The organism is Streptomyces ipomoeae 91-03 (genome assembly GCF_000317595.1).
Classification (GTDB): Bacteria; Actinomycetota; Actinomycetes; order Streptomycetales; family Streptomycetaceae; genus Streptomyces; species Streptomyces ipomoeae.
On the sequence record NZ_AEJC01000406.1, the window covers coordinates 43,596 to 63,679 of the forward strand.

The 20,084-nt window shown below is 72.4% G+C and carries 10 protein-coding genes; 4 read left to right on the forward strand and 6 right to left on the reverse strand.

Going from position 1 to position 20,084, the window contains the following annotated elements; all coding sequences use genetic code 11:
* The first annotated feature begins 15 nt into the window (after positions 1-15).
* Both STRIP9103_RS26930 and STRIP9103_RS26935 read left to right on the forward strand, forming a co-directional pair.
* Positions 16-921 (forward strand): alpha/beta fold hydrolase, encoded by a 906-nt coding sequence (locus STRIP9103_RS26930; RefSeq protein WP_009323961.1) that lies wholly within the window; start codon positions 16-18, stop codon positions 919-921.
* Complete coding sequence (locus STRIP9103_RS26935; RefSeq protein ID WP_158696913.1) at positions 897-3,194, forward strand: glycosyltransferase family 4 protein; 2,298 nt, start codon at positions 897-899, stop codon at positions 3,192-3,194. The genes STRIP9103_RS26930 and STRIP9103_RS26935 overlap by 25 nt, the downstream gene beginning before the upstream one ends.
* Positions 3,195-3,232: 38 nt before the next feature.
* Here STRIP9103_RS26935 and STRIP9103_RS26940 read toward each other — a convergent pair whose 3' ends face one another.
* From STRIP9103_RS26940 to STRIP9103_RS26960, 5 genes are all read right to left on the reverse strand, one after another.
* Positions 3,233-4,930 carry a serine/threonine-protein kinase gene (locus STRIP9103_RS26940; protein ID WP_048821044.1) on the reverse strand — a complete coding sequence of 566 codons (1,698 nt, stop codon included), beginning with the start codon at positions 4,928-4,930 and terminating at the stop codon, positions 3,233-3,235.
* A 163-nt stretch (positions 4,931-5,093) separates the two neighbouring features.
* The gene (locus STRIP9103_RS26945) at positions 5,094-6,878 is read right to left on the reverse strand and encodes a serine/threonine-protein kinase (protein ID WP_009323969.1); all 1,785 of its coding nucleotides are present in this window, start codon (positions 6,876-6,878) and stop codon (positions 5,094-5,096) included.
* Between the two features lie 470 nt (positions 6,879-7,348).
* The gene (locus tag STRIP9103_RS26950) at positions 7,349-9,196 is read right to left on the reverse strand and encodes a serine/threonine-protein kinase (protein ID WP_009323923.1); all 1,848 of its coding nucleotides are present in this window, start codon (positions 9,194-9,196) and stop codon (positions 7,349-7,351) included.
* A gap of 242 nt (positions 9,197-9,438) precedes the next feature.
* A complete protein-coding gene (locus STRIP9103_RS26955) occupies positions 9,439-12,642 on the reverse strand; it encodes a protein kinase (protein ID WP_009323899.1) in 3,204 nt (1,067 codons plus the stop codon).
* A 462-nt stretch (positions 12,643-13,104) separates the two neighbouring features.
* Positions 13,105-15,315, reverse strand: a complete 2,211-nt coding sequence (locus tag STRIP9103_RS26960; protein WP_009323943.1) for a serine/threonine-protein kinase — start codon at positions 15,313-15,315, stop codon at positions 13,105-13,107.
* Positions 15,316-15,480: 165 nt separating this feature from the next.
* On the opposite strand from STRIP9103_RS26960, the gene STRIP9103_RS26965 reads away from it, so the two are divergent.
* Positions 15,481-16,596 carry a serine hydrolase domain-containing protein gene (locus tag STRIP9103_RS26965; RefSeq protein ID WP_009323954.1) on the forward strand — a complete coding sequence of 372 codons (1,116 nt, stop codon included), beginning with the start codon at positions 15,481-15,483 and terminating at the stop codon, positions 16,594-16,596.
* Positions 16,597-16,607: 11 nt separating this feature from the next.
* Here the strand turns inward: STRIP9103_RS26965 and STRIP9103_RS26970 are convergent, their stop codons facing one another.
* Positions 16,608-18,314 (reverse strand): glycerol-3-phosphate dehydrogenase/oxidase, encoded by a 1,707-nt coding sequence (locus STRIP9103_RS26970; protein ID WP_009323918.1) that lies wholly within the window; start codon positions 18,312-18,314, stop codon positions 16,608-16,610.
* 272 nt (positions 18,315-18,586) lie between these two features.
* On the opposite strand from STRIP9103_RS26970, the gene STRIP9103_RS26975 reads away from it, so the two are divergent.
* Entirely contained in the window at positions 18,587-19,795 is a 1,209-nt protein-coding gene (locus STRIP9103_RS26975; RefSeq protein ID WP_009323971.1) for a nucleotide sugar dehydrogenase, read from the forward strand.
* Positions 19,796-20,084 lie beyond the last annotated feature (289 nt).

Below are 20,084 nucleotides of genomic sequence, written 5' to 3' on the forward strand. Positions count from 1 at the left end.
GAAGGGCAGGTAGCCGTGCGTCGGCTCTGGGGTTGTCTCATTCTTTGCGCCGCCACCGTCGGGACCCTCCTCGTCGTCGACGCGCGCGGCAGCGAGGCCGACGGCCGCCACGAGGCCGCGCACTCCTACGGCTCGCACCCCCGGCAGACCCTCGACGCCTACTGGAACCCCGCTGGTGAGGAGCAGGGCGGGGAGCAGCCGGGCATCGTGATCCTGCACGGCGGCCACTGGTACGAGGACACCGGCTGGGCCACCTGGTCCCGTCGCTTCGCGGACGCCGGGTACGCCGTCTTCGCCGTCGACTACCGGCTGAATTTCGACGCCCCCTGGCCCGCCCAGCGCACCGACGCCCTGTCCGCGCTGGACTGGATCGAGGACCACGCCGCCGACTTCGACCTCGACCCCGACAGGCTGATCCTCTTCGGCTCCTCCTCCGGCGGCCAGATCGCGACCGCCGTGGCGACATACGGCTCCGGCTCCTACCGCGTCGACGGCGTGGTCGCGCTGTCGCCCGTGGCCTCCCCGTACCGCGCCTGGCAGGACGGCAACGCCGCCACCGCGACCGACAGGCAGCGCAAGCTCCGCGACAACGCCTCGATCCTCGCCCGCTGCTACCCGGACCCGGCGGACACCGGCACCTCCGCCCACCCCGGCTGCTGGGACACCTGGCGGGACATGTCCGCCAAGAGCCGCGCCTCCGATGCGGACGACGCCCCCATGTACCTGATCCACTCCAAGGGCGACTTCGTACCGGTCCAGCACTCGCTCGACCTCGAAGCGGCCGAGGAGGTCGACCACAACATGCCCGCCAATGGGGTCATGGTGGAGACGGTGGCCGGTTCCTCGCACGGCGGGGCACTGTTGGACGAGTCGGACGTGGCCGACCGGGTGCTGTCGTGGATCACCGAGAGGACGTCATAGGACCGATGAAGATCACCTTCCTGCTCCACAACGCGTACGCCATCGGCGGCACCGTCCGCTCGACCCTGAACCTCGCCGGGACGCTGGCGGCCCGCCACGAGGTCGAGATCGTCTCGATGTTCCGCACGGCCGAGCGGCCCCTGCTCGGGGTGAGCGGCAAGGTACGTCTGGTCCCGCTCGTCGACGAACGCACCGACTCGGCGTCGTACGACGGCGGCCATGAGCTGATGTCCCGCCCGTCCGCCGTCGTCCCGCCCACCGAGGTCCTCGCCCACCGCTACACCGCGCTCGTCGACGAACGCCTGCGCGCCTTCCTCGACACCACCGACGCCGACGTCGTCATCGCGACCCGCCCGGCGCTGGTCGTCTTCCTCGCCGGGCACGGCTCGGTCGGCGTCTCCGGCCCGTCCCGCCGCCGCCCGCTGCTCATCGGGCAGGAGCACCTGTCGTACGACAACCATGTGCCCGGGGTGCGCGCGGCGCAGAACGAGGCGATCGGCCGCCTGGACGCCTTCGTCACCGTCTCCGCACGGGACGCCGCCGACCACCGCCGCCGACTGCCCGGGCTGCGCACCCGGATCACGAACATCGCCAACGCCGCGCCCCGCCCCAAGGCCGAGCCCTCCGACCTGCGGGCCTCGCTGGTGGTCGCCGCCGGGCGGCTGTTCCCGGTCAAGCGGTACGACCTGCTGATCGAGGCGTTCGCCAAGGTCGCGACCGAGCGCCCCGAGTGGCGGCTGCGGATCTACGGCCAGGGTCCCGAGCGTGCGGCTCTCCGCACCGCCATCGACAGGCTCGGCCTCAACGACCACGTCTTCCTCATGGGCCCGCACGCCACCCTGGAGACCGAGTGGGCCAAGGCCTCCGTCGCCGCCGTCAGCTCCGAGTGGGAGTCCTTCGGCATGACCATCCTGGAGGCCATGCACGCCGGCGTCCCCGTGGTCGCCACCGACTGCCCCCACGGCCCCGGCGAGATCATCACCGACGGCTCCGACGGCCTTCTCGTCCCGCCGGGCGACCCGGACGCCCTCGCCGCGGGACTGCTCCGCCTCATCGACGACACGGACCTGCGCCGCCGCCTCGGCACCGCCGCCCGCGCGACGGTCCAGCGGTACGCGCCGCGCGCGATCGCCGCCGAGTACGAACAGCTGATCGCGGAACTGCGGGAGGCCCGTACGCCGGCTGCGGTGCGGCTGACGCGGCGGGTACGGCGGGGGCTGGGGGCGCTGTGGCCTCGGGGGGCGGGGGATGCGGGGGCATCGGTGTCGGCGAGTGCCGATGGGGCGACCCGCTCCAAGCCCCGTGGCGCCGCCGGACCGGTTCAGCCGACGCCGGTCGATGCCGCCGCGGCTTCGGGCGGGGCCCCTGCTCAGGGCGCCAAGCCCCGGCCGTTGCGTCCGAAGGCCGACTGCCGGGTCGATGCGGCGGGGGGCGTACGGATCTCGGTCGGCGCTTCCGGTGTGCCCGGCGCGGCCGGGCGGGGCGTCGTGCTCGTACTGCGTCGGCGGCACGGTGACGACGAGTTCCGCGTGCCGCTGGAGCGGGAGTCGGCGGACGACCCGAAGAGCCCCTGGACCACCACGCTGAGCCGCGCCGACCTGACCCTCGCCGAGGGCCGCTGGGACCTCCACGTCGAACGGGCCGCGGACGGCACGCGACGCCGGCTGCGGGCCGGACTGGTCGAGCAGCGGGGGCTGTTGAGCGCGGCGGCGGAGATCGCGAAGGCCGAGGGCACGGGGCCGGAGGTGAGGGGGGCCGACGGCAGCAGCCCGGTGGCGTGGTGGATCCCGTACGCCACCAAGGACGGCTACCTCGCCCTGCGGACCTTCCACCGCACCACCCACGCCGAGGTCACCGCGCTGCCGGTCGGCGAGGGCGCGATGGCCGTGGAGGGCGTCCTGTACGGGGCCGAACTCGGCGACGGGGCGGCCCTGGTGGGCGTCGCGCGGGGTGAGGACGTGGCCGGCTTCGAGGCGCCGGTCACGACCGCCGGCGGGCTCGACGAACGTACGTTCCAGGCCCGGCTGACTTCCCTCCCGGAGCCCGCCGGGCCCGACAAGACCGTCTGGGACCTGTTCCTGCGCCCCACCGCAGCCGCCGAACCCATCCGCCTCGGACGCCTGTTCGGCGACATCGTGGACCGCAAGGACACGGACAAGTACCCGGCGGTCGCGCTCGACACGGCAGCCGACGCATCCCCACAGACCCCGGAGGCGCCGGAGGCCCGCTTCTTCTTCACCGTCACCAACGACCTGGCGGTCAGCCTCTCCTGAGGCACCGAGGGATACGGATCGCCGAGACGCCCCAGGGCCTACATGTTGTGGATCTCCAGAGTCGCGAACGCCGTGTCGGCGATCTCGCGGCCCTGTTCGGTGAAGTGCCCCTTGGCCGGATAGTCGACCCAGAGCCGGTACACGTCGCCGTTGCCCGCCCGGTAGTAGAGGAGTCGGGCCTCACGCCGGACCGGGTTCTGACTGTCCGTCGTCGAGTAGAAGATGGTGTTCTCGGCGGCCTTGCGTTCCTTGTACTTGGCCTCGTGGGGCTCCCCCTTGGGCGCGGGCTCGGCGGAGATGTCCCAGCTGTACTCACCGTCCTTGAGCACGGCCCAGTCGGAGTACGCCATGTCCAGCGCGGTGTTCGGGATCTCCCCGTCCTTGTCGTCCTTCTTGATGTCCCGGTCCACGGTGATCCAGAACGCGCCGCTCGGGTCGGCGAACCTCACGATGGTCCCGTCCGTCTCGTCCGGCTCGTACGGGCGTTTCACGAAGCCGCCGGGCACACCGACGCTCGCACCGATCTTCTTGCCGGCGTCCCGCTGCTTCCACCCCTCCGGCAGCGGCCCCGCGAACGGCTTCGCGATCACCAGGTACGCCGTCACCGCCGCCGCGACGACCGCCGCGCCGAGCCCGGCCAGGGTCTTGCGGCCGAGGCGTATCTGTATGCCACCGCCCTTGCCGCCGGGTGCCTGCCCCTGCCCGGGACCGAACCCGTCCATGCCGAGGACCACCTGGGTGGGCGCCGGTGCCGGCGGGTTGGCGGCCTGTTCCAGCAGGTCGCGCACGCGGGCGGCGGTCGGACGGCCCGCGGGGTCCTTCTGCAGCAGGCCGTTGATGGCCTCGGCCAGCGGCCCCTTGGCCGAGGCGGGTACCGCGGGCGTGGCGTTGAGCACGGACTGCAGGGTCGCGGGGGTGTTGCTGCGCCGGAACGGCGAGACCCCCTCGGTGGCCGCGTAGAGGACGACGCCGAGCGACCAGAGGTCGGACGCCGGGCCGGGGCGCTGGCCCAGCACCCGCTCGGGAGCGATGTACTCGGGCGATCCGACGAAGCCGCCGGTGTCCGTCAGGTTGGTCTCGCCCTCGATCTGGGCGATGCCGAAGTCGGTGAGGACGACCCGGTCGTGGCGGCCGAGGAGGACGTTGTCGGGCTTGACGTCACGGTGCAGGATGCCCGCCGCGTGCGCGGCCTCCAGGGCACCGAGCACTTCGAGGCCGATTCTCGCCGCGTCCCGCACCCCGAGGGTGCCCTCCTGGAGCGCCGCGCCCAGTGAACGCCCCTGCACCAGTTCCATCACGATCCACGGCTGGCCGTCCACCACTGCCACATCGTGGACATTCACGACCGCCGGATGATCGAGTCTGGCCGCCGCGCGCGCCTCACGACGCATCCGCTCGAAGGCGTTGGCCCGTTCGCGCTCGGGAAGATGGTCCGGTACGCGGGGCTCCTTGACGGCGACCTCACGGTCCACCGTCTCGTCCTTCGCCCGCCACACCGTGCCCATGCCGCCATGCCCGAGCTTGGCGAGCAGCCGGTAGCGTCCCGCGATCAGACGTCCGGTACCGGGGTCCTGCGGAGGCTGCGGCGACGGTACCGGTCGCTGAGCCACCGGTGCGGGCTGCGCATACGGGTTCCCCGGGTACGGCACAGCCGGCTGTGGCGGTTGCAGTCCGAAACTCGTCGGCTCGTCAGGTCCGTAGCCCGATCCGTAAGGGGCTCCCCCGTTGCTGCTCATACGCTTATCTGTATCGCGGCAACCCCGCCCGCTTCCACCCCGGTCGCTTTCCGGTCACAGACCCGTGACGCGGGACATCGCTTATCTCCCTATCGGTCATGTGCGAAGGCCCTGCCCCACGGCGCCCGATGGCCGGCTTCAGCCACGTACGAGCGCGTCCGCCTCAGCCACGTACGAACGTGTCCACCGCCACGTCGAAGTACTCCCTCGCCTCGCTCACCTTCCCGACCGGCGCCGAGACCCACACGTCGTACAGCCGCCCGTCCTGCTCCCAGCACAGGTCGTACGTGTGTCTGGGCCCCTCCGCCGCGCTGAAGCCGTCCCAGGTGAACTCCCAGAGCGCGGCGTTCCATCCGTCGTGCGTGGTCTCGGCGACCCGCCCGTACCGATAGCCGGGGTTGGTGGAGGGCCCCTTCTCGTGCGCGCGCTGCATCACCGTAAGCGGCCCGCCCTCCTCCGGGGCGCCGAGTTTGATCCCGATCCGGATCTCCTTCCCCGGCGCCATGTAGAAGACCCGCTCCCCCTGCGGCTCGCGTGTGAATCCCTCCGGCACGGCGAGGCTGAACCCCCGCTCGTCCTCGGCGAGTCGATACCCCGAGGGCACGGTGGGGGCGGTCGCGGCACGTGAAGGCGTACGGGTGGGGGTGCCACCGGCCGACGTACCTGCAGCACCCGACCTGTCCGATGTACCGGAAGTACCAGCCGTATTGGCCGCGCCGGACGGGCCCGAAGCGGTCGCCGTGTCCGAAGCGGTCGCCGTACCCGGCGTACGAGGCGCCGAAGTCGACGGCGATCCACCTCCGTCGCCACCGTCCCGCATGAGCAGTGCCGCCGCCGAGACCCCGGCCCCGGCCATCGCGGCGACCAGCGCGGCGGCGACCAGCACACTCCGGGTGGACTGCGGCTGCCGCCCCTGCGCGGGCTGCTCTCGAAGGGCCGCCGCCGAGTCGGACGCGGGCGGCTCCTGCGCCCGCCCACCGGCCGACGGCGCGTCCTGGGCCCCGGGCTCGGCCCGCTCGTGCGGCGCATCCCACCGGGTGGGCGTGTACCCGCTCGGTGCCCGCGACAGCCTCGGCGTTCTCGGTGTCCTCGGCTCGTGCGCCGCCCTCGGTGTCCGGCCGGTCTCCCGGAACGCCCGCAGCATCCGCTCCGCCTCCGCCGCGTCGAGCCGACGGTCCGGATCGCGTTCCAGCAGCCCGCGTACGACGGGGAGCAGCGGCGCGGCCTGGGCCGGTGGGCGGATCTCGTCGAAGACGACCGCGTGCAGGACTCCGCCCAGCGAGTCGCGCCGGAACGGCGACTCCCCGCTCAGCACGGCGCACAGCAGCGCGCCCAGCGACCACAGGTCGGACTCCGGCCCGGTCCGAACCCCGGACATCCGTTCGGGCGCGGTGTACTCGGGGGAGCCGACGAAGGACCCGCTCTCGGTGAGCGTGGTCGCGCCCGCGACCTGGGCGATGCCGAAGTCGGTGAGGACGACCCGGTCGGTGCCGGCCTCCAGCAGGACGTTCGCGGGCTTGAGGTCGCGGTGCAGCACCCCGGCGTCATGGGCCCGCCGCAGCGCGCCGAGCAGATCGAGGCCGATCCGGGCCGCCTCGCGCGCGTCGACCGGGCCATGGGTCGCGATCCGCTCCGCGAGCGAACCGCCGTCGATCAACTCCATGACGATGTAAGGGCGTTCGTCCTGCTCGACGACGTCGTGCACGACGATGATGTGCGGGTGACTGAGCCGGGCGACCGCCCGCGCCTCCCGCAGGGTGCGTTCGCGCCGCTGCCGGGACCGCTCCTCCGGGAGGGAGTCGTCGAGGGCCAGTTCCTTGACCGCCACCTGCCGGCCGAGGAGCTCGTCGGTGGCACGCCACACGATGCCCATACCGCCGCGGCCGATCCTGGCCTCCAGCCGGTAACGGCCCGCTATGACACGGACGTTTTCCCCCTCGGTCCCCATGCGCCCCATCATGCCGCACCGGACCCAAACCCTCCGGTGCCGCGGCCCCGGCCTGGCCGACAAGCGACGTACGCACGTCCGGCAACCGCCGTGCACACACCGCGCGCGGGCCCCGACGGGCGGCGACGTGAGTCGGCCACGCAGGTGACGGCGCCGTGGGGCACACCACCGGCGGCACCGAGGCGACGCTCCCTGCCGACGGTACGAAGGCGAGGTTCCCCTGCCGGCGACACGAAGGCGACACGCCCCCACCAGCGGCACGAAGCCGACACTCTCCGCCAGCGACACGAAGGCGATGCTCCCCGCCGGCAGCACAAAGCCGAGGCTCCCCCGCAGCGCCATGAAGCCGACACTCCCCCGCCGACGGCACCAAGCCGGCACTCCCCCGCCAACGGGCGGGGACGCGAGGCGGCCGGGCCTTCGTTCGCTGGGCGTCACGCCCGGCGGGCGCAGAGCAGGCGCCCTCGCCGTCAGTTCTGCGGTGGCCGCCAGCTGCGAAGCACCGTCTCGAACTGTTCCCGCGCGGTCTCCCAGTCCTCGACCGGCGAGGACATGTAGATCGTGTACTCGACACCGTCCCGGGCCAGATACGTCTGCTCGATGGCCCGGCGCGGCCCCGGGAACTCGGTGTCCTTGGCCAGCGCGGTCCAGGTGAAGTCCCACAGCGCCCCGGGGCGGTCCCGGTAGATGTTCTCCTCCAGGCTCACCCGCTGGTACCCGGCCAGCCGGTCCCGCACCTGCTCCTCCAGATCGACCTGGTGGTGGTACGGGCTGTCGAAGTCCGGCGACTCGTCCACGGCCACCCGCACGAAGTGCTCCCCGTTGTCGGGCGTGTAGTCGATCTGCGCCCCCTCGACCTGCCGCTTCCACCCCTTGGGCAGAGCGAGGCTGAAACCCTCCGGGTCCTCGACCCGTACCCACCCGTCGGGCACGCCGTCGGTCACCGGTTGCTCTCCGCCGTCCGCCCCCGAGTCACCCGTCGCGTCGGCCGTACCGGCGGTTCGCTCCGCACCGGTCGAGACGGAACTGCTCCCCGCCCGCACCTCGTCCACGTAGTACAACGCGGCGGCGGCCCCACCCCCGACGAGCGCCGCCACCAGCACGACGAGCGCCACCGTACGAACACTCCCGCGCCGCCGGGGAGCAGCGGTGGCGGGCCGGTGAGCCATGACCACCGGCCCCGCCGAGCCGGCCGGCGTCCCGTGCTCGACAGGAACCGTGTGGGCTCCGGGCACGCCGGGGCTCACGACCGAGGCGTGGTGCCCGGACTCGTACGCGCCCGCCCCACGCGCCTCCGCCCCCGACACATCCCGTACGCCCTCACCCCGCGACCCTCGTACGCCCCTGCCCTCACCCCGCGCCTCCCGGACATCCGCGCCCGGCGCACCCCGTACGCCCCGCCCGTCCGTGGCCCCGTCCCATCCCCGCGCGGCCCCATCCGGCCCCGGCCCCGAACCCCCCGCCTGCCGCCCCGTCGGCACGTACGCCTCCGCCTGCCGGGGTCGGCGTCCCTCCGCCGCCTCGGCGAGCATCTGCTCGGCCTCCTCGGCTCCGGGCCGAACGGCGGGGTCCTTGCACAGCAACGCGGTGATGACGGGCCCCAACGGCCCCGCGGCCACCGGCTCGGCGGCCTCCTCGTCCACCACGGCCTGCATGGTGGTGAGCGGTGTGGTGCGCCGGAACGGCGACTTCCCCTCGACCGCCGTGTACAGCGTGGCCCCCAGCGACCACAGGTCGGACGCGGGCCCGGGCTCCTGCCCGCGCACCCGCTCGGGGGCTATGTAGTCGACGGACCCGACTATCTCCCCGGTCCGCGTGATGGTCGTGTCGCCCTCGACCTGGGCGATGCCGAAGTCGGTCAGCATGACCCGGCCGTCCTCGGCGAGCAGCACGTTCCCCGGCTTCACATCGCGGTGCAGTACGCCGGCCCGGTGGGCGGCCCGCAGCGCGCGCAGCACCCACATCCCGATCCGCGCCGCCTCCCGCGGCTCGACACGCCCCCGCTCCCTGACCGCGTCGGCCAGCGAGACGCCCTCGACCAACTCCATGACGATCCACGGCCGGTTGTCGTGCTCCAGCACGTCGTGCACGGTGACGACCGCCGAGTGGTTGATCCGCGCCGCCGCACGAGCCTCCGCCCGGGTACGCCTCAGCAGTACGGTCTGCTCGTTCTCCGAGACGTAGAGTGCCGCCGTCAACTCCTTGACCGCGACCGCCCGGTGCAGCACCACGTCGTGCGCACGCCACACCCTGCCCATGCCACCGCTGCCGATGATGTCGACGAGCCGGTAGCGGTCCGCGAGGAGCAGACCCTGCATCTGATTCACGTTGCCCCGCAATGTTCTTGACAGGGTCAGATTAAGGAGCGGCCCTCACCTCGGGAAACCGGCACGACCGCACAAAGACATCACTGTGACGGCTGTCGCTCCCGCCCTCGCTCCCGCCCTCGCTCCCGTGGGGCTTCCGCAGGGCTTCCTTGGGGCTCTCGTGAGGCTTCTACGCGGCTTTCGCAAGGCTTCTCCGAGGCCTTTCGCGAGGTTTCGCGGCGGCGCGGCGACGCTCAGCCGGTCACCCGATACGTCTTCGACGCCTGCTCGTACAACCGCGTCACCTCGTCCCGCTCGGCCTCCGGCCCGCGCAACTGCACCACGTGGTAACGCCCGTCGACGAGTATCGCGAGATTCCGTACGAAGACGCCGCGCCCCTCGGAGTCCTGCCAGGTGAACTGCCCCTCGGCCATGGTCACTCCGCCGACCTCGATCAACCGCATCCCGCCGGACGTGGCCCAGGTGGAGTCACGGAACGGCTGCAGCTCGCGCTCGTCCTCCCGCTGGTACTTCAGCGGATCGCTGCCGTACGTCTGCGTGCTGTCCCGCCCGGGTACGAGGATCAGCTCGAACTGACCCTGGGAGTAGGCGATCTGACCGCGCCCGTTCTTGGGGCTGCGGTCCCACCCGTTGGCGACGGCGACCTCGAAGCCCGCGGGGTCCTTGCGCAGGGTGAACCCCTGGGCGACATCGGGGTTGCCGGTCTGGGTCTCGGTCGACCCGGACGACTCCGACGGGCTCGCCTCGCCCTCGCCTCCGTCGGGCGTACCGGCGTTCTGGTCGGGCCGGGGCTCACTGCTCGCCTCCGGCGCGGAACTCGGCCGCGCGGCGGTGTCCGTACGGGTGCCCGTGTCGCCGCCGTCGCTGCTCGGTTCGGCCTTCGGCATGAACACCATGGCGTACGTGACCGCCGCGGCCAGCGCGAGCAGGACCAGCAGGAGCAGGTTCCGGCCCAGGCTGCGGGGCCGCGGGGGCTTCTCCGGCCGGGCGCGCCTGTGGCGGGCGTGCGCGCTGGTCGCGGGCAGCCCTGCGCGACGCCTGCGGACGAGTTCGCCCCGGCGCCGTACGATCGGCAGTCGGCTCGCGTTCACGGGCGGTGCCGCGACGACATGCGCACCGGCCTCGGGCTCCGGCGCCGACCGCACGAGGGAGCGCAGCCAGCCGCGCAGCTCCTCGAAGTCCAGCCGTTCGGTGGGATCCTGGCGCAGCAACGACTCCACGACCGGCCGCAGCGGCCCGCACTCCTCCGCGAACGCGGGCGGCTCCGAGCAGACCAGTTCCACCAGCTCGGCGGTGTTCTCCTCCGGGTACGGCGCATGCCCCTGCACCGCGCGGAACAGCAACGCCCCGAGAGCCCACAGATCCGTCGCGGGCCCGATCGGCGCCGCCAACTGCCAGTTCTCATGCACCGGCCCGGCCTGCTCCGGCGCCCACCGCTCCGTCACCGGCCCCACCAACGCCATCCGCGCCTGCCGCGCCCGCTCAGCGGCCAGCGCGGTGGCAGGACCACGCGGAGGAGCACCCGCGGGGACGACACGGTCCCAGGGGGTGGTGTGCGTACCGTGCGGTGGCGTGGGCGTGACTATGTGCCCGTGCGGTGGCGTGGGCGTGACTGCGTGCCCGTGCGCGGGGGTGAGGTGCGTGCCGCCCGGCGGAGTCACGGCGGTGCCGTGTGCCGGGGTCGCCTGTGCGCCGTGGACGTCGCGCGCCGGGGCCGCCTGCGTGGTGTGGGGGCCGTACGCGGGGGGTGTCTGTCCGCCCTGGGTGTCATGCGCCGGAGGCGTCTGTGCGCCTTGGGTGTCGTACGTGCTGTTCGCGTGCTCGTCGTCGAGCGTGAAGGTGACGTCGGCCCGACCACCGGCGCCGCGCACGCCGCCGTACGGGCCACCGCCGTACGGCGAGTTCGAGCTGCCGAGCGCCCGGACGCTGTAGGGGCCGCCGCTGTTCGTACCCGCCGCACCGCCGCCCTGGGCGCCGTCCCCGAGCGAGCCGCCGTTCCGTGTGCTGTAGCCACCCGTGCCGGTGAGGCCCTGGGGGCCGTTGTCAGTGTGGGCACCGATGCCGGAACCGGAGTCATCGGTGGGAGGAAGAGCCGGGTTCCCCGAGATCCCTTGGTTCCCCTGCCCGTTCCCGCCGGGCGCCACCGTCCCGCCGCGCGGCAGCGCGCCATGCCAGGTGTTCGTGGCACCGCCGTTGGTGCGGACGCCGTACGGGTCGGCGATCCGGCCGGGCGGCACGGGACCGGCCCCCGTCCCGGAGGTCGGCTCCCCGGCCCGCCCGGGAGCCGACGGTGCCGTACCGTCCCGATCCGCCCCGGGCGCCGGCCGCTGCTCGGGCAACGCCGTGCCGGGGCCACTCCCTTGGCCGACGTCCACACGAGCCGCGGCCCGGGCTCCGGCCCGATAGGCCGCGATCGCACCCGCCCGCGCCGCCCGGACATCGTCCCCGGCGTCCAGCGCCCGCTGCCCCCCGGACGCGTCCGCGACCGGCGCCGCACTACCGGCCCGCGCCTCTATGGCGGCCCGCCGCGCGGCCTCGGGATCCTCGACTTCACCGCCCACCCCGGGCCTGCCACCACGGCCACCGCCGAACGCACCGCCCCCGGCACCACCCGACAGAGCGCCGCCCGCCAGAGCACCCCCGGCCGAGACACCACCGGCAGCCGATGCCCCACGCCCCACGACACCCCCGGGCGCTCCCGAGCCACCGCCGGGCGCCCCCGAGCCGCCCCGAGGCCCCACGGCGTCCTGAGACACTCCAGGGCCACCGCCCTGCGCGCCCGGATTCCCCGGCTGCCCCGGACTCCCCTCGAAGTCCCGCTCCCGTACCGGCACCGGGTCATACCCACACAACGCCTCTTCCGCGGCCCCGACCGCCAGCCCGGTGAGCATCACCCGGCCGTCGTCGCAGACCAGCACCGTACGAACGGTGATGTTCCGGTGCACCCACCCATGCGCGTGCAGCGCCCACAGCGCGGTGAGCACGTCGGAGGCGACCTCGGCGGCCCGATACGGGGACAGCGGCTGCTCCTCGAGCAGCGTCTCCAGCGTCCGCGCGGGCACCAACTCGCTCACTATCCACAGCGACCCGCCCTCGGTGAACACATCGAAGACCTGGTCGAGCCGGGGATGGTCGGGGATCTGCGCGGCGGCCTGCGCGGCCTCGACGGCCCGCAGTACGGCCGGGTCGGTCGGCCGGCGCGTGGTCCGCGCCGCGCCCCGGCGCGCCCCGCCGTCCCGTGCCACATACCCCTCGGGCAGCCCGTCCGCGCCGAGCACTTCCGCCTCGACGACCTCGGGCAGCGGCACCTGCCGTATCAGGACTTCCTGTCCGCTGTAGGTGTCGAAGGCCCGGGTGTCGGCGAGTTCGTACTCGTCGGACGGCGGCAGCGGCAGGCGATAGCGATCCGCGAGTACTCGTCCCGCGTATTCGTCCACGATGCCCTCCCCCGGCCCCCTGGTTGGTCAATTCCGTTCGCCTTGCGTCCCGTTCCGCTCTGGATGCATACGGTCCGCAGCCATTCACGATACGTGCCGGAGGCAACTCTCATTGAGGGGATGCGACATTCCACCCGCCTCGAAAGCGCTCGAACGCCCTCGATCTTCCCCGGAACACCCGCCCCCGAACTCACCCTCCGGGCACAACTCTCCACGCCGAACTCACATAGAGGGAGCTCACACCGCCTCGCGCCCCCTCACGCCCTTGCAGAGCGCCCCGAGTCGCGGCACGGACTCTCACATGTCCATAACGACATGGGCACCGGCGCACAACGGCCGTCCGCCGACCCCCGACCGCAAGCCGTCCCGGGCGCTCGGACCGCCGCACGGGCGCATGCCGTCGCACAGGCGCATACCACCGCACGCACCGACCGTGGCCTACGCCCCGCGCCCTTCGGCCGCCTACGACTTGGGCTTGAACGTCGTGGTGAACGTCCGCCAGGTGTCCTTGCGCAAGTCACCGCTCCACTCGGACGCCTTGGCGGTGTACATCAACGCGTACCCCTGCCGGGGGTTCACCACGAACCCCCGGTCGATCGACCGGTACTTCGTGCCGCTCTCGACATAGGTGAACTCCCAGTCGGCCGTGTTCCAGCCCCGGTAGTCCACCGCCTCTATTCGGAGCCGCTTGTACTTCGAGCGTGTCATGTACTGCTCTTGGTTCTCCCAGTCCGCGACCGGGTCGTCCTTCGGCGTGGTCGTCCACCCGATGAGCAGCTTCTGCCCGTCGGGCCCGGCGAACCGGGCACCCGCAGCACTCGTCGACTGGTACTTCCACCCCTCGGGCAGCCCGATCGAGAACCCCTGACTGCTCTTGTACGTCTCGGAGGCCGTGACCCCCGACTCCCCGGATCCGTCACCGCTCCCCGACCCGCTCGACGCACCCGACCCGGTGTCCGGCGAACCACTCGCCGTACCGGCGGACGCACTGGCCTCCTGCGTCGTCTGACCGTCCGGGCTGGGAGCGGAGTTCTCGGTCTCGTCCTCGTCCTTGTCGGCCTCGCCGCCGCTCCCGGACTTCACCCCGCTGGAGGCAGCCGCCTTGGTGTCACTGCCCTGGCTGTTGTCCGAGGCACCGTCGTCGCCGCCGTAGGTGAGCGCCAGCACGGTCCCGAGGACGGCCAGCACGACCGCCACCGCGATGACCGTCAAGGTCCGCCGCGACACCACATCGGTGATCGGCGCCCTGGGCACGGGCCGCGGCGGCAGATCCGGCGGCGGCATCTCGGGCCACCCCGCAGTCCGCCCAGCCGAAGTGGAGTTGCCCCCACCGACGTCACCACGCACCCCGGCCCCGGCCGTCGCACCCACCGAGGTGCCCGAGCCCTGCCCCGAGGCGGTTCCGGCCTTCTCGGCCGCCGGGCCGCTCACGGCACCCGCACGCGACGAAGCCCCCACGGACGCGGACCTGGCCGAAACCGCGCTCGAACCCACGGCAGCCGTAGAACCCGCAGCAGCAGCCGAAGCCGTAGAGGTAACCCCCTTGGCGGCACCGGCCCCACCGGACGTACCCCGCGCGGTACCAGCGGGCGCGGCGGCGGCAGCCGCCCCAGCACCGGCGCCGGCCGCATCCCCGGAGCCGCCCTTCCGCATGGACCACCGCGGCGCCCGCGGTCGCTCGCCGCCCTTCTCGCCCCGCTTGGCCGCGCCGCCCCCGGCCCCGCCCGAGGCATCCTTCTTCGAATCCGAAGGCTCCCCCGGAAGCGTCGGCAACGGCACGAGCTGCGTCGCGTCCAGCGGCTGGGCCGCCTTCGGGTCGGGCGCGTGGATCACCGAGTTGAGCATGGCCCGCGCACCGGCGTCGTCGAGCCGCCGCTCGGGGTCCTTGGTGAGCAGCCCGAAGATGACGTCCTTCAGCGGCCCGGCGCGCTTCGGCTCCGGCACCGGCTCGGTCATCACCGCGGTCAGCGTCGCTATGGCCGACCCTTTGTCGTACGGCGGCACGCCCTCGACCGCCGCGTAGAGCAGCCCGCCGAGCGACCACAGGTCGGCCGCGGGACCGGGCTTGTGCCCGCGCGCCCGCTCCGGCGAGATGTAGGAGGGCGCGCCCACGAGCATGCCGGTCGAGGTGATGGAGGGGTCTCCCTCGACCTGTGCGATACCGAAGTCCGTGAGGACGACCCGACCGTCGTGCTTGTCGATCAGCACGTTCGACGGCTTCACATCGCGGTGCAGGATGCCCTCTCGGTGCGCGGCACGCAGCACGTCGAGGATCGCGAGCCCCACCTCGGCGGCCCGCTTCGGTTCGAGCACCCCGTCCTCACGGATGACCTCGGCGAGCGACTTGCCCTCGACGAGCTCCATGACGATCCAGGGCCGGTCGTCCTCGTGAACGACGTCGAAGACCGTCACCGCGGCGTTGTTGCGGATGCGGGCGATCGCCTTGGCCTCCCGCAACGTACGCGTGATCAGCCGCCGCTTCTCGTCCTCGTCGATGCTGGACGGGAACCGCAGCTCCTTGATGGCGACCGTACGGCCCAGCGTCTCGTCCTTGGCCCGCCACACCGTGCCCATGCCGCCGCGACCGAGCACCCCTCCCAGCCGGTACCGCCCGGCGAGGAGACGTGCGTCCGTGTCCTGACGGGATTCCCCAGCCCGCTCCGCCTCCGACATGCGTCCCCTCATACAACCCGCCCTGACAGAGCCTCCATTGTCACCCACCCGCCAACCGCCCCACGCCCAGGCCCCCCTCAACAAGCCACACCACTCCGGAGGACCCCACCCAAATCCCCCCTGGCCGCATGCCGCATGATGTGCCGCGACAAGGAAGGACCCGAGATGCCACCACCCCGAACCCTCAGGGCACGCCTGACCGTGGCCGTCTCCGTGTCCCTCCTGGTCCTGGCCCCCACCGCCTCCCAGGCTCACACCACCCCACGTCCGGACGCCTTCCTCCCCCTCCTGGTCGGCCAAGGCCACGCCCCCGCCGCCGCCCTGCTCATCACCGGCGACTCCACAACTCACTTCGCCCACGCCGAGGCACCCGACAGCCCCGCCCGGGAAGGGAACGCCGGAGCCGACCCCGGCTCGGCCCCCCGGCCCATCCATCTCGCCGACCACTTCCGGGCCGGCAGCATCACGAAAACCTTCATCGCCACGGTCGTCCTGCAACTGGCCGCCGAGCATCGCCTGTCCCTGTCGGACTCCGTGGAGGATCACCTCCCCGGCCTGGTCCGAGCGCACGGCACCGCCATCGACGGCCGCACCGTCACCCTGCGCGCCCTGCTCACCCACACCAGCGGCATCGCCGACTACACCAAGGTCACCAAGGGCACCATCCCCGTTACCCCGCGTCAGGCCCTACGCATCGCGCTCACCCTCCCTCCGACCACCCCCGGCCGCTTCGCCTACTCGAACACCAACTATGTGCTGCTGGGACTCGTCATCCAGCAGGTCACCGGCCACTCGTACGCCACCGAGGCCGAGCGCCGCGTCATCACGCCCCTCCATCTGACGGGCACCTCCTTCCCGGGCGCCCGCACCTCCCTGCCGGACCCGCACGGTCGCGCCTACTCCGCCGACGGCTCCGACGTCACCGACCTCGACCCCCGCGTGGCCGGCGCGGCGGGTGAGCTGGTCACCACACTCACCGACCTGAACCGCTTCTACGCGGCTCTCCTACACGGCACCCTGCTCCCGCCCGCCCAACTGCGCGAGATGCTCAACACCCGCACCGCACACGGCATGTACGGCATGGGCCTCCACCCCGTACGACTCCCGTGCCACACCACGGTGTGGGGCCACGGAGGCCGCATATCCGGCAGCTACGTGCGCACCGCAGCCACCGTCGACGGCCGTCGCGTCCTCACCTTCCGCGTGAACACGGACACGCTGGCAGACCCCGCCCTCGAACCCGCCCTGCTCACAGCCGAGTTCTGCCCCCGCACCTCGTAAAACGCCCCGACCTACAACGGCACGATGTCCGGCGCCCCCAACCGCGCCGCGTCGGCCGTCAGATCGTCCGGCTGCCGCTGCGACTCCCGTTCGGCCTCCACCCTCTTCTCGTAATGCTGGACTTCACGCTCGATCTGGCCCTTGTCCCACCCGAGCACGGGTGCCATCAGTTCCGCGGCCTCCCTCGCACTGCGCGTCCCCCGGTCGAACGTCTCGATCGAGATCCGCGTACGCCGAGTCAGCACATCGTCGAGGTGCCGTGCCCCCTCGTGCGACGCCGCGTACACCACTTCGGCCCGCAGATAGTCGTCGGCGGCCTGCAGGGGCTCCCCCATCGAGGGGTCGGCGGCGATGAGGTCGAGCACCTCCTCGGTGGCGGACCCGTACCGGTTCAGCAGATGCTCCACGCGCACCACATGGAGCCCGGTGCCCGCCGCGATCCGCGCCCGCGCGTTCCACAGCGCCCGATACCCCTCCGCCCCGAGCAGCGGTACGTCCTCGGTGACGCACTCGGCGACCCGCTGATCCAGCCCGTGAACCGCCGCGTCCACCGCGTCCTTGGCCATGACCCGGTAGGTCGTGTACTTGCCGCCGGCCACGACCACGAGCCCCGGCACCGGATGGGCGACGATGTGCTCGCGCGACAGCTTGCTGGTGGCCTCCGACTCCCCGGCGAGCAACGGCCGGAGCCCCGCGTACACCCCTTGCACGTCGTCCCTGGTCAGTGGCACCGCCAGGACCGAGTTCACACGGTCCAGCAGATAGTCGATGTCGGCGCTGGACGCCGCCGGATGGGCCTTGTCCAGGTCCCAGTCGGTGTCCGTGGTGCCGACGATCCAGTGCCGCCCCCAGGGGATCACGAACAGCACGGACTTCTCGGTGCGCAGGATCAGCCCGGTCGTGGAGTGGATCCGGTCCTTGGGCACGACCAGATGGATGCCTTTGGAGGCCCGTACGTGAAACTGCCCGCGCTCGCCGACCATCGCCTGGGTGTCGTCGGTCCACACCCCGGTGGCGTTCACTATCTGCCGCGCGCGGACCTCGTACTCGCCGCCCGCCTCGACGTCCTGCACCTTGGCACCGACAACCCGCTCACCCTCCCGCAGGAAACCCGTCACACGCGCACGGTTGGCGACCTTCGCCCCGTACGACGCCGCCGTACGCACCAGGGTCGCCACATAACGCGCGTCGTCCATCTGGGCGTCGTAGTACTGCAACGCCCCGACCAACGCGTCCTTCTTCAGGCAGGGCGCGACCCGCAGCGCGTGCCGACGCGTCAGATGACGGTGCAGGGGCAGCCCCCGGCCGTGCCCGCGCGCCATCGACATCCCGTCGTACAACGCGACGCCCGAGCCCGCGTACCACCGCTCCCAGCCCTGGTGCTGCAACGGGTAGAGGAACGGCACCGGCTTCACCAGGTGGGGCGCCAGCCGCTCCAGCAGCAGCCCGCGCTCCTTCAACGCCTCCCGCACGAGGGCGAAGTCGAGCATCTCCAGATAGCGCAGGCCGCCGTGGATCAGTTTGCTGGAACGGCTGGAGGTGCCCGACGCCCAGTCACGTGCCTCGACCAGGCCCGTGGACAGGCCGCGTGTCACGGCGTCCAGGGCCGTGCCCGCACCGACCACGCCACCACCCACGACCAGCACATCCAGCTCGCGCTCAGCCATACCCGCCAGTGACTCGGCGCGCTGCGCCGGTCCCAGTGCCGCTGTCCTCACCGCTGCCTCCCGCTGTTTGTCGCGCTGGCCTCACCCGTCAGGCAAGACTCGGCTCACATCCCCCATGCCCAGAATTCTGACCGGCTTGCCCGACTTCGGCCACCACCAGCCCCCAGCCTGTGGATAACTCCGCGGGACGCGCGAAGAAAAACAGCCCTCCAATCCCGCATATCGGTCATATTTACTCCTAGTCTGACATTGCGCTCGCTCATCCAGTCCACCGGGCTTGCGCGCCTGTCCCGCTTCGGTTACTGGGAAGGACGGCCCACGCCATGCCCGCAGATCTCGCCGTCATCGGACTCGGCCAACTGGGCCTGCCGCTGGCCCAGGCCGCCGTCGCCGTCGGCATCCCCACGCTCGGCTACCGCACCGGCCCCGAGGGCGGCTCCCTCACCCCCGCCGAACTGCGCCGTATGCTCGCCCGCGGTTTCAAGCCCACCACCGACTCCGCCGAACTCGGCCGCGTCCGTACGGCCGTCATCTGCGCCCCCACCCCGTGCGGCGCGGACGGCGCACCCGACCTCACCCTGGTCGAGGAAGCCGCCCGCACCCTGGCCGCCCGCCTGCGCCCGCACACCACCGTCATCCTGGAGTCCCCCGTCCACCCGGGCACGACCGAGGACTTCCTCCGTCCACTCCTCGAAGACGGCTCAGGACTGCGCGCCGGCCGCGACTTCCACCTCGCGTACTCCCCCACCCGCGTCGACCCGGGCAACCGCGACTTCGGCCCCGCCAACACCCCCAAGGTGATCGGCGGCCTCACCCCCGCCTGCACCGAGTCGGCCGCCGCCTTCTACGGCCGTCTCACCGACAAGGTGGTACGCGCGCGTGGACCACGCGAAGCGGAGACGGTGCAGGTCCTGGAGACCAACTACCGGCATGTCAACATCGCCCTGGTCAACGAGATGGCCGTCCTCTGCCACGACCTGGGCGTCGACCTGTGGGACGTCATCCGCTGCGCCGAGACCAAGCCGTTCGGCTTCCAGGCCTTCCGCCCGGGCCCCGGTGTCGGCGGCCACGCCCTCCCCCAGGACCTGACCGGCCACTCGCCCCGCTCGCTGCGCATGGTCGAACTGGCCCAACGGGTCAACAGCCGCATGCCCCAGTACGTCGTCCAGCGCGCCGCCGCCCTCCTCAACGAGCACGGCAAGTCCGCCCGAGGGGCCCGCGTCCTCCTCCTCGGCGTCACCTACAAGCCCGATGTCGCCGACCAACAGGGCACCCCCGCCCACGAGATCGCCGTACGTCTCCTCGAACTGGGCGCCCACGTCAGCTACCACGACCCCCACGTCCCCACCTGGAGCGTCCTCGACCGTCCCGTCCCCCGAGCGGACTCCCTCTACGAGGCCACCGCCGACGCCGACCTGACGATCCTGCTCCAGCAGCATCGGACGTACGACCTGCAGGGGCTGTCGGTGAAGGCCCAGCTCCTGCTGGACACGCGGGGGGCCACGCCCACGGGGGCGGCGCACAGGTTGTGAAAGGGGCGCACGAGACAGCCCTGGCCTCCGGGGTTGGTGGCAGACGGCGGCCCTCGCCGGTACCGTACGAAGACAAGTGGAGCCCGCCGCAGTTGGGCCTGCGACGAGCTCCGGGAAGATTCACGGAGCGTCCGCCCCTAGGTTCTGTGGGGGCGGCCGCTCACATCCAAAAGGTGGAGCCCACCGCAGTGGCTTGCGGCAGGCTCCTGAAAAGTGAACGGAGTGTCCGCCCCTAGCCTGTATGGGGGCGGCCGCTCACCTTCCGCAACAAAGAGGTGGAGCCCGCCGC

Bases quoted from the DNA above. Each gene is read 5' to 3' on its own strand.
- STRIP9103_RS26940 (WP_048821044.1), bottom strand. From the start codon at position 4,930: ATGAGCAGCAACGGGGGAGCCCCTTACGGATCGGGCTACGGACCTGAC.
- STRIP9103_RS26965 (WP_009323954.1), top strand. From the start codon at position 15,481: ATGCCACCACCCCGAACCCTCAGGGCACGCCTGACCGTGGCCGTCTCC.
- STRIP9103_RS26950 (WP_009323923.1), bottom strand. From the start codon at position 9,196: ATGCAGGGTCTGCTCCTCGCGGACCGCTACCGGCTCGTCGACATCATC.
- STRIP9103_RS26975 (WP_009323971.1), top strand. From the start codon at position 18,587: ATGCCCGCAGATCTCGCCGTCATCGGACTCGGCCAACTGGGCCTGCCG.
- STRIP9103_RS26960 (WP_009323943.1), bottom strand. From the start codon at position 15,315: ATGTCGGAGGCGGAGCGGGCTGGGGAATCCCGTCAGGACACGGACGCA.
- STRIP9103_RS26945 (WP_009323969.1), bottom strand. From the start codon at position 6,878: ATGGGGACCGAGGGGGAAAACGTCCGTGTCATAGCGGGCCGTTACCGG.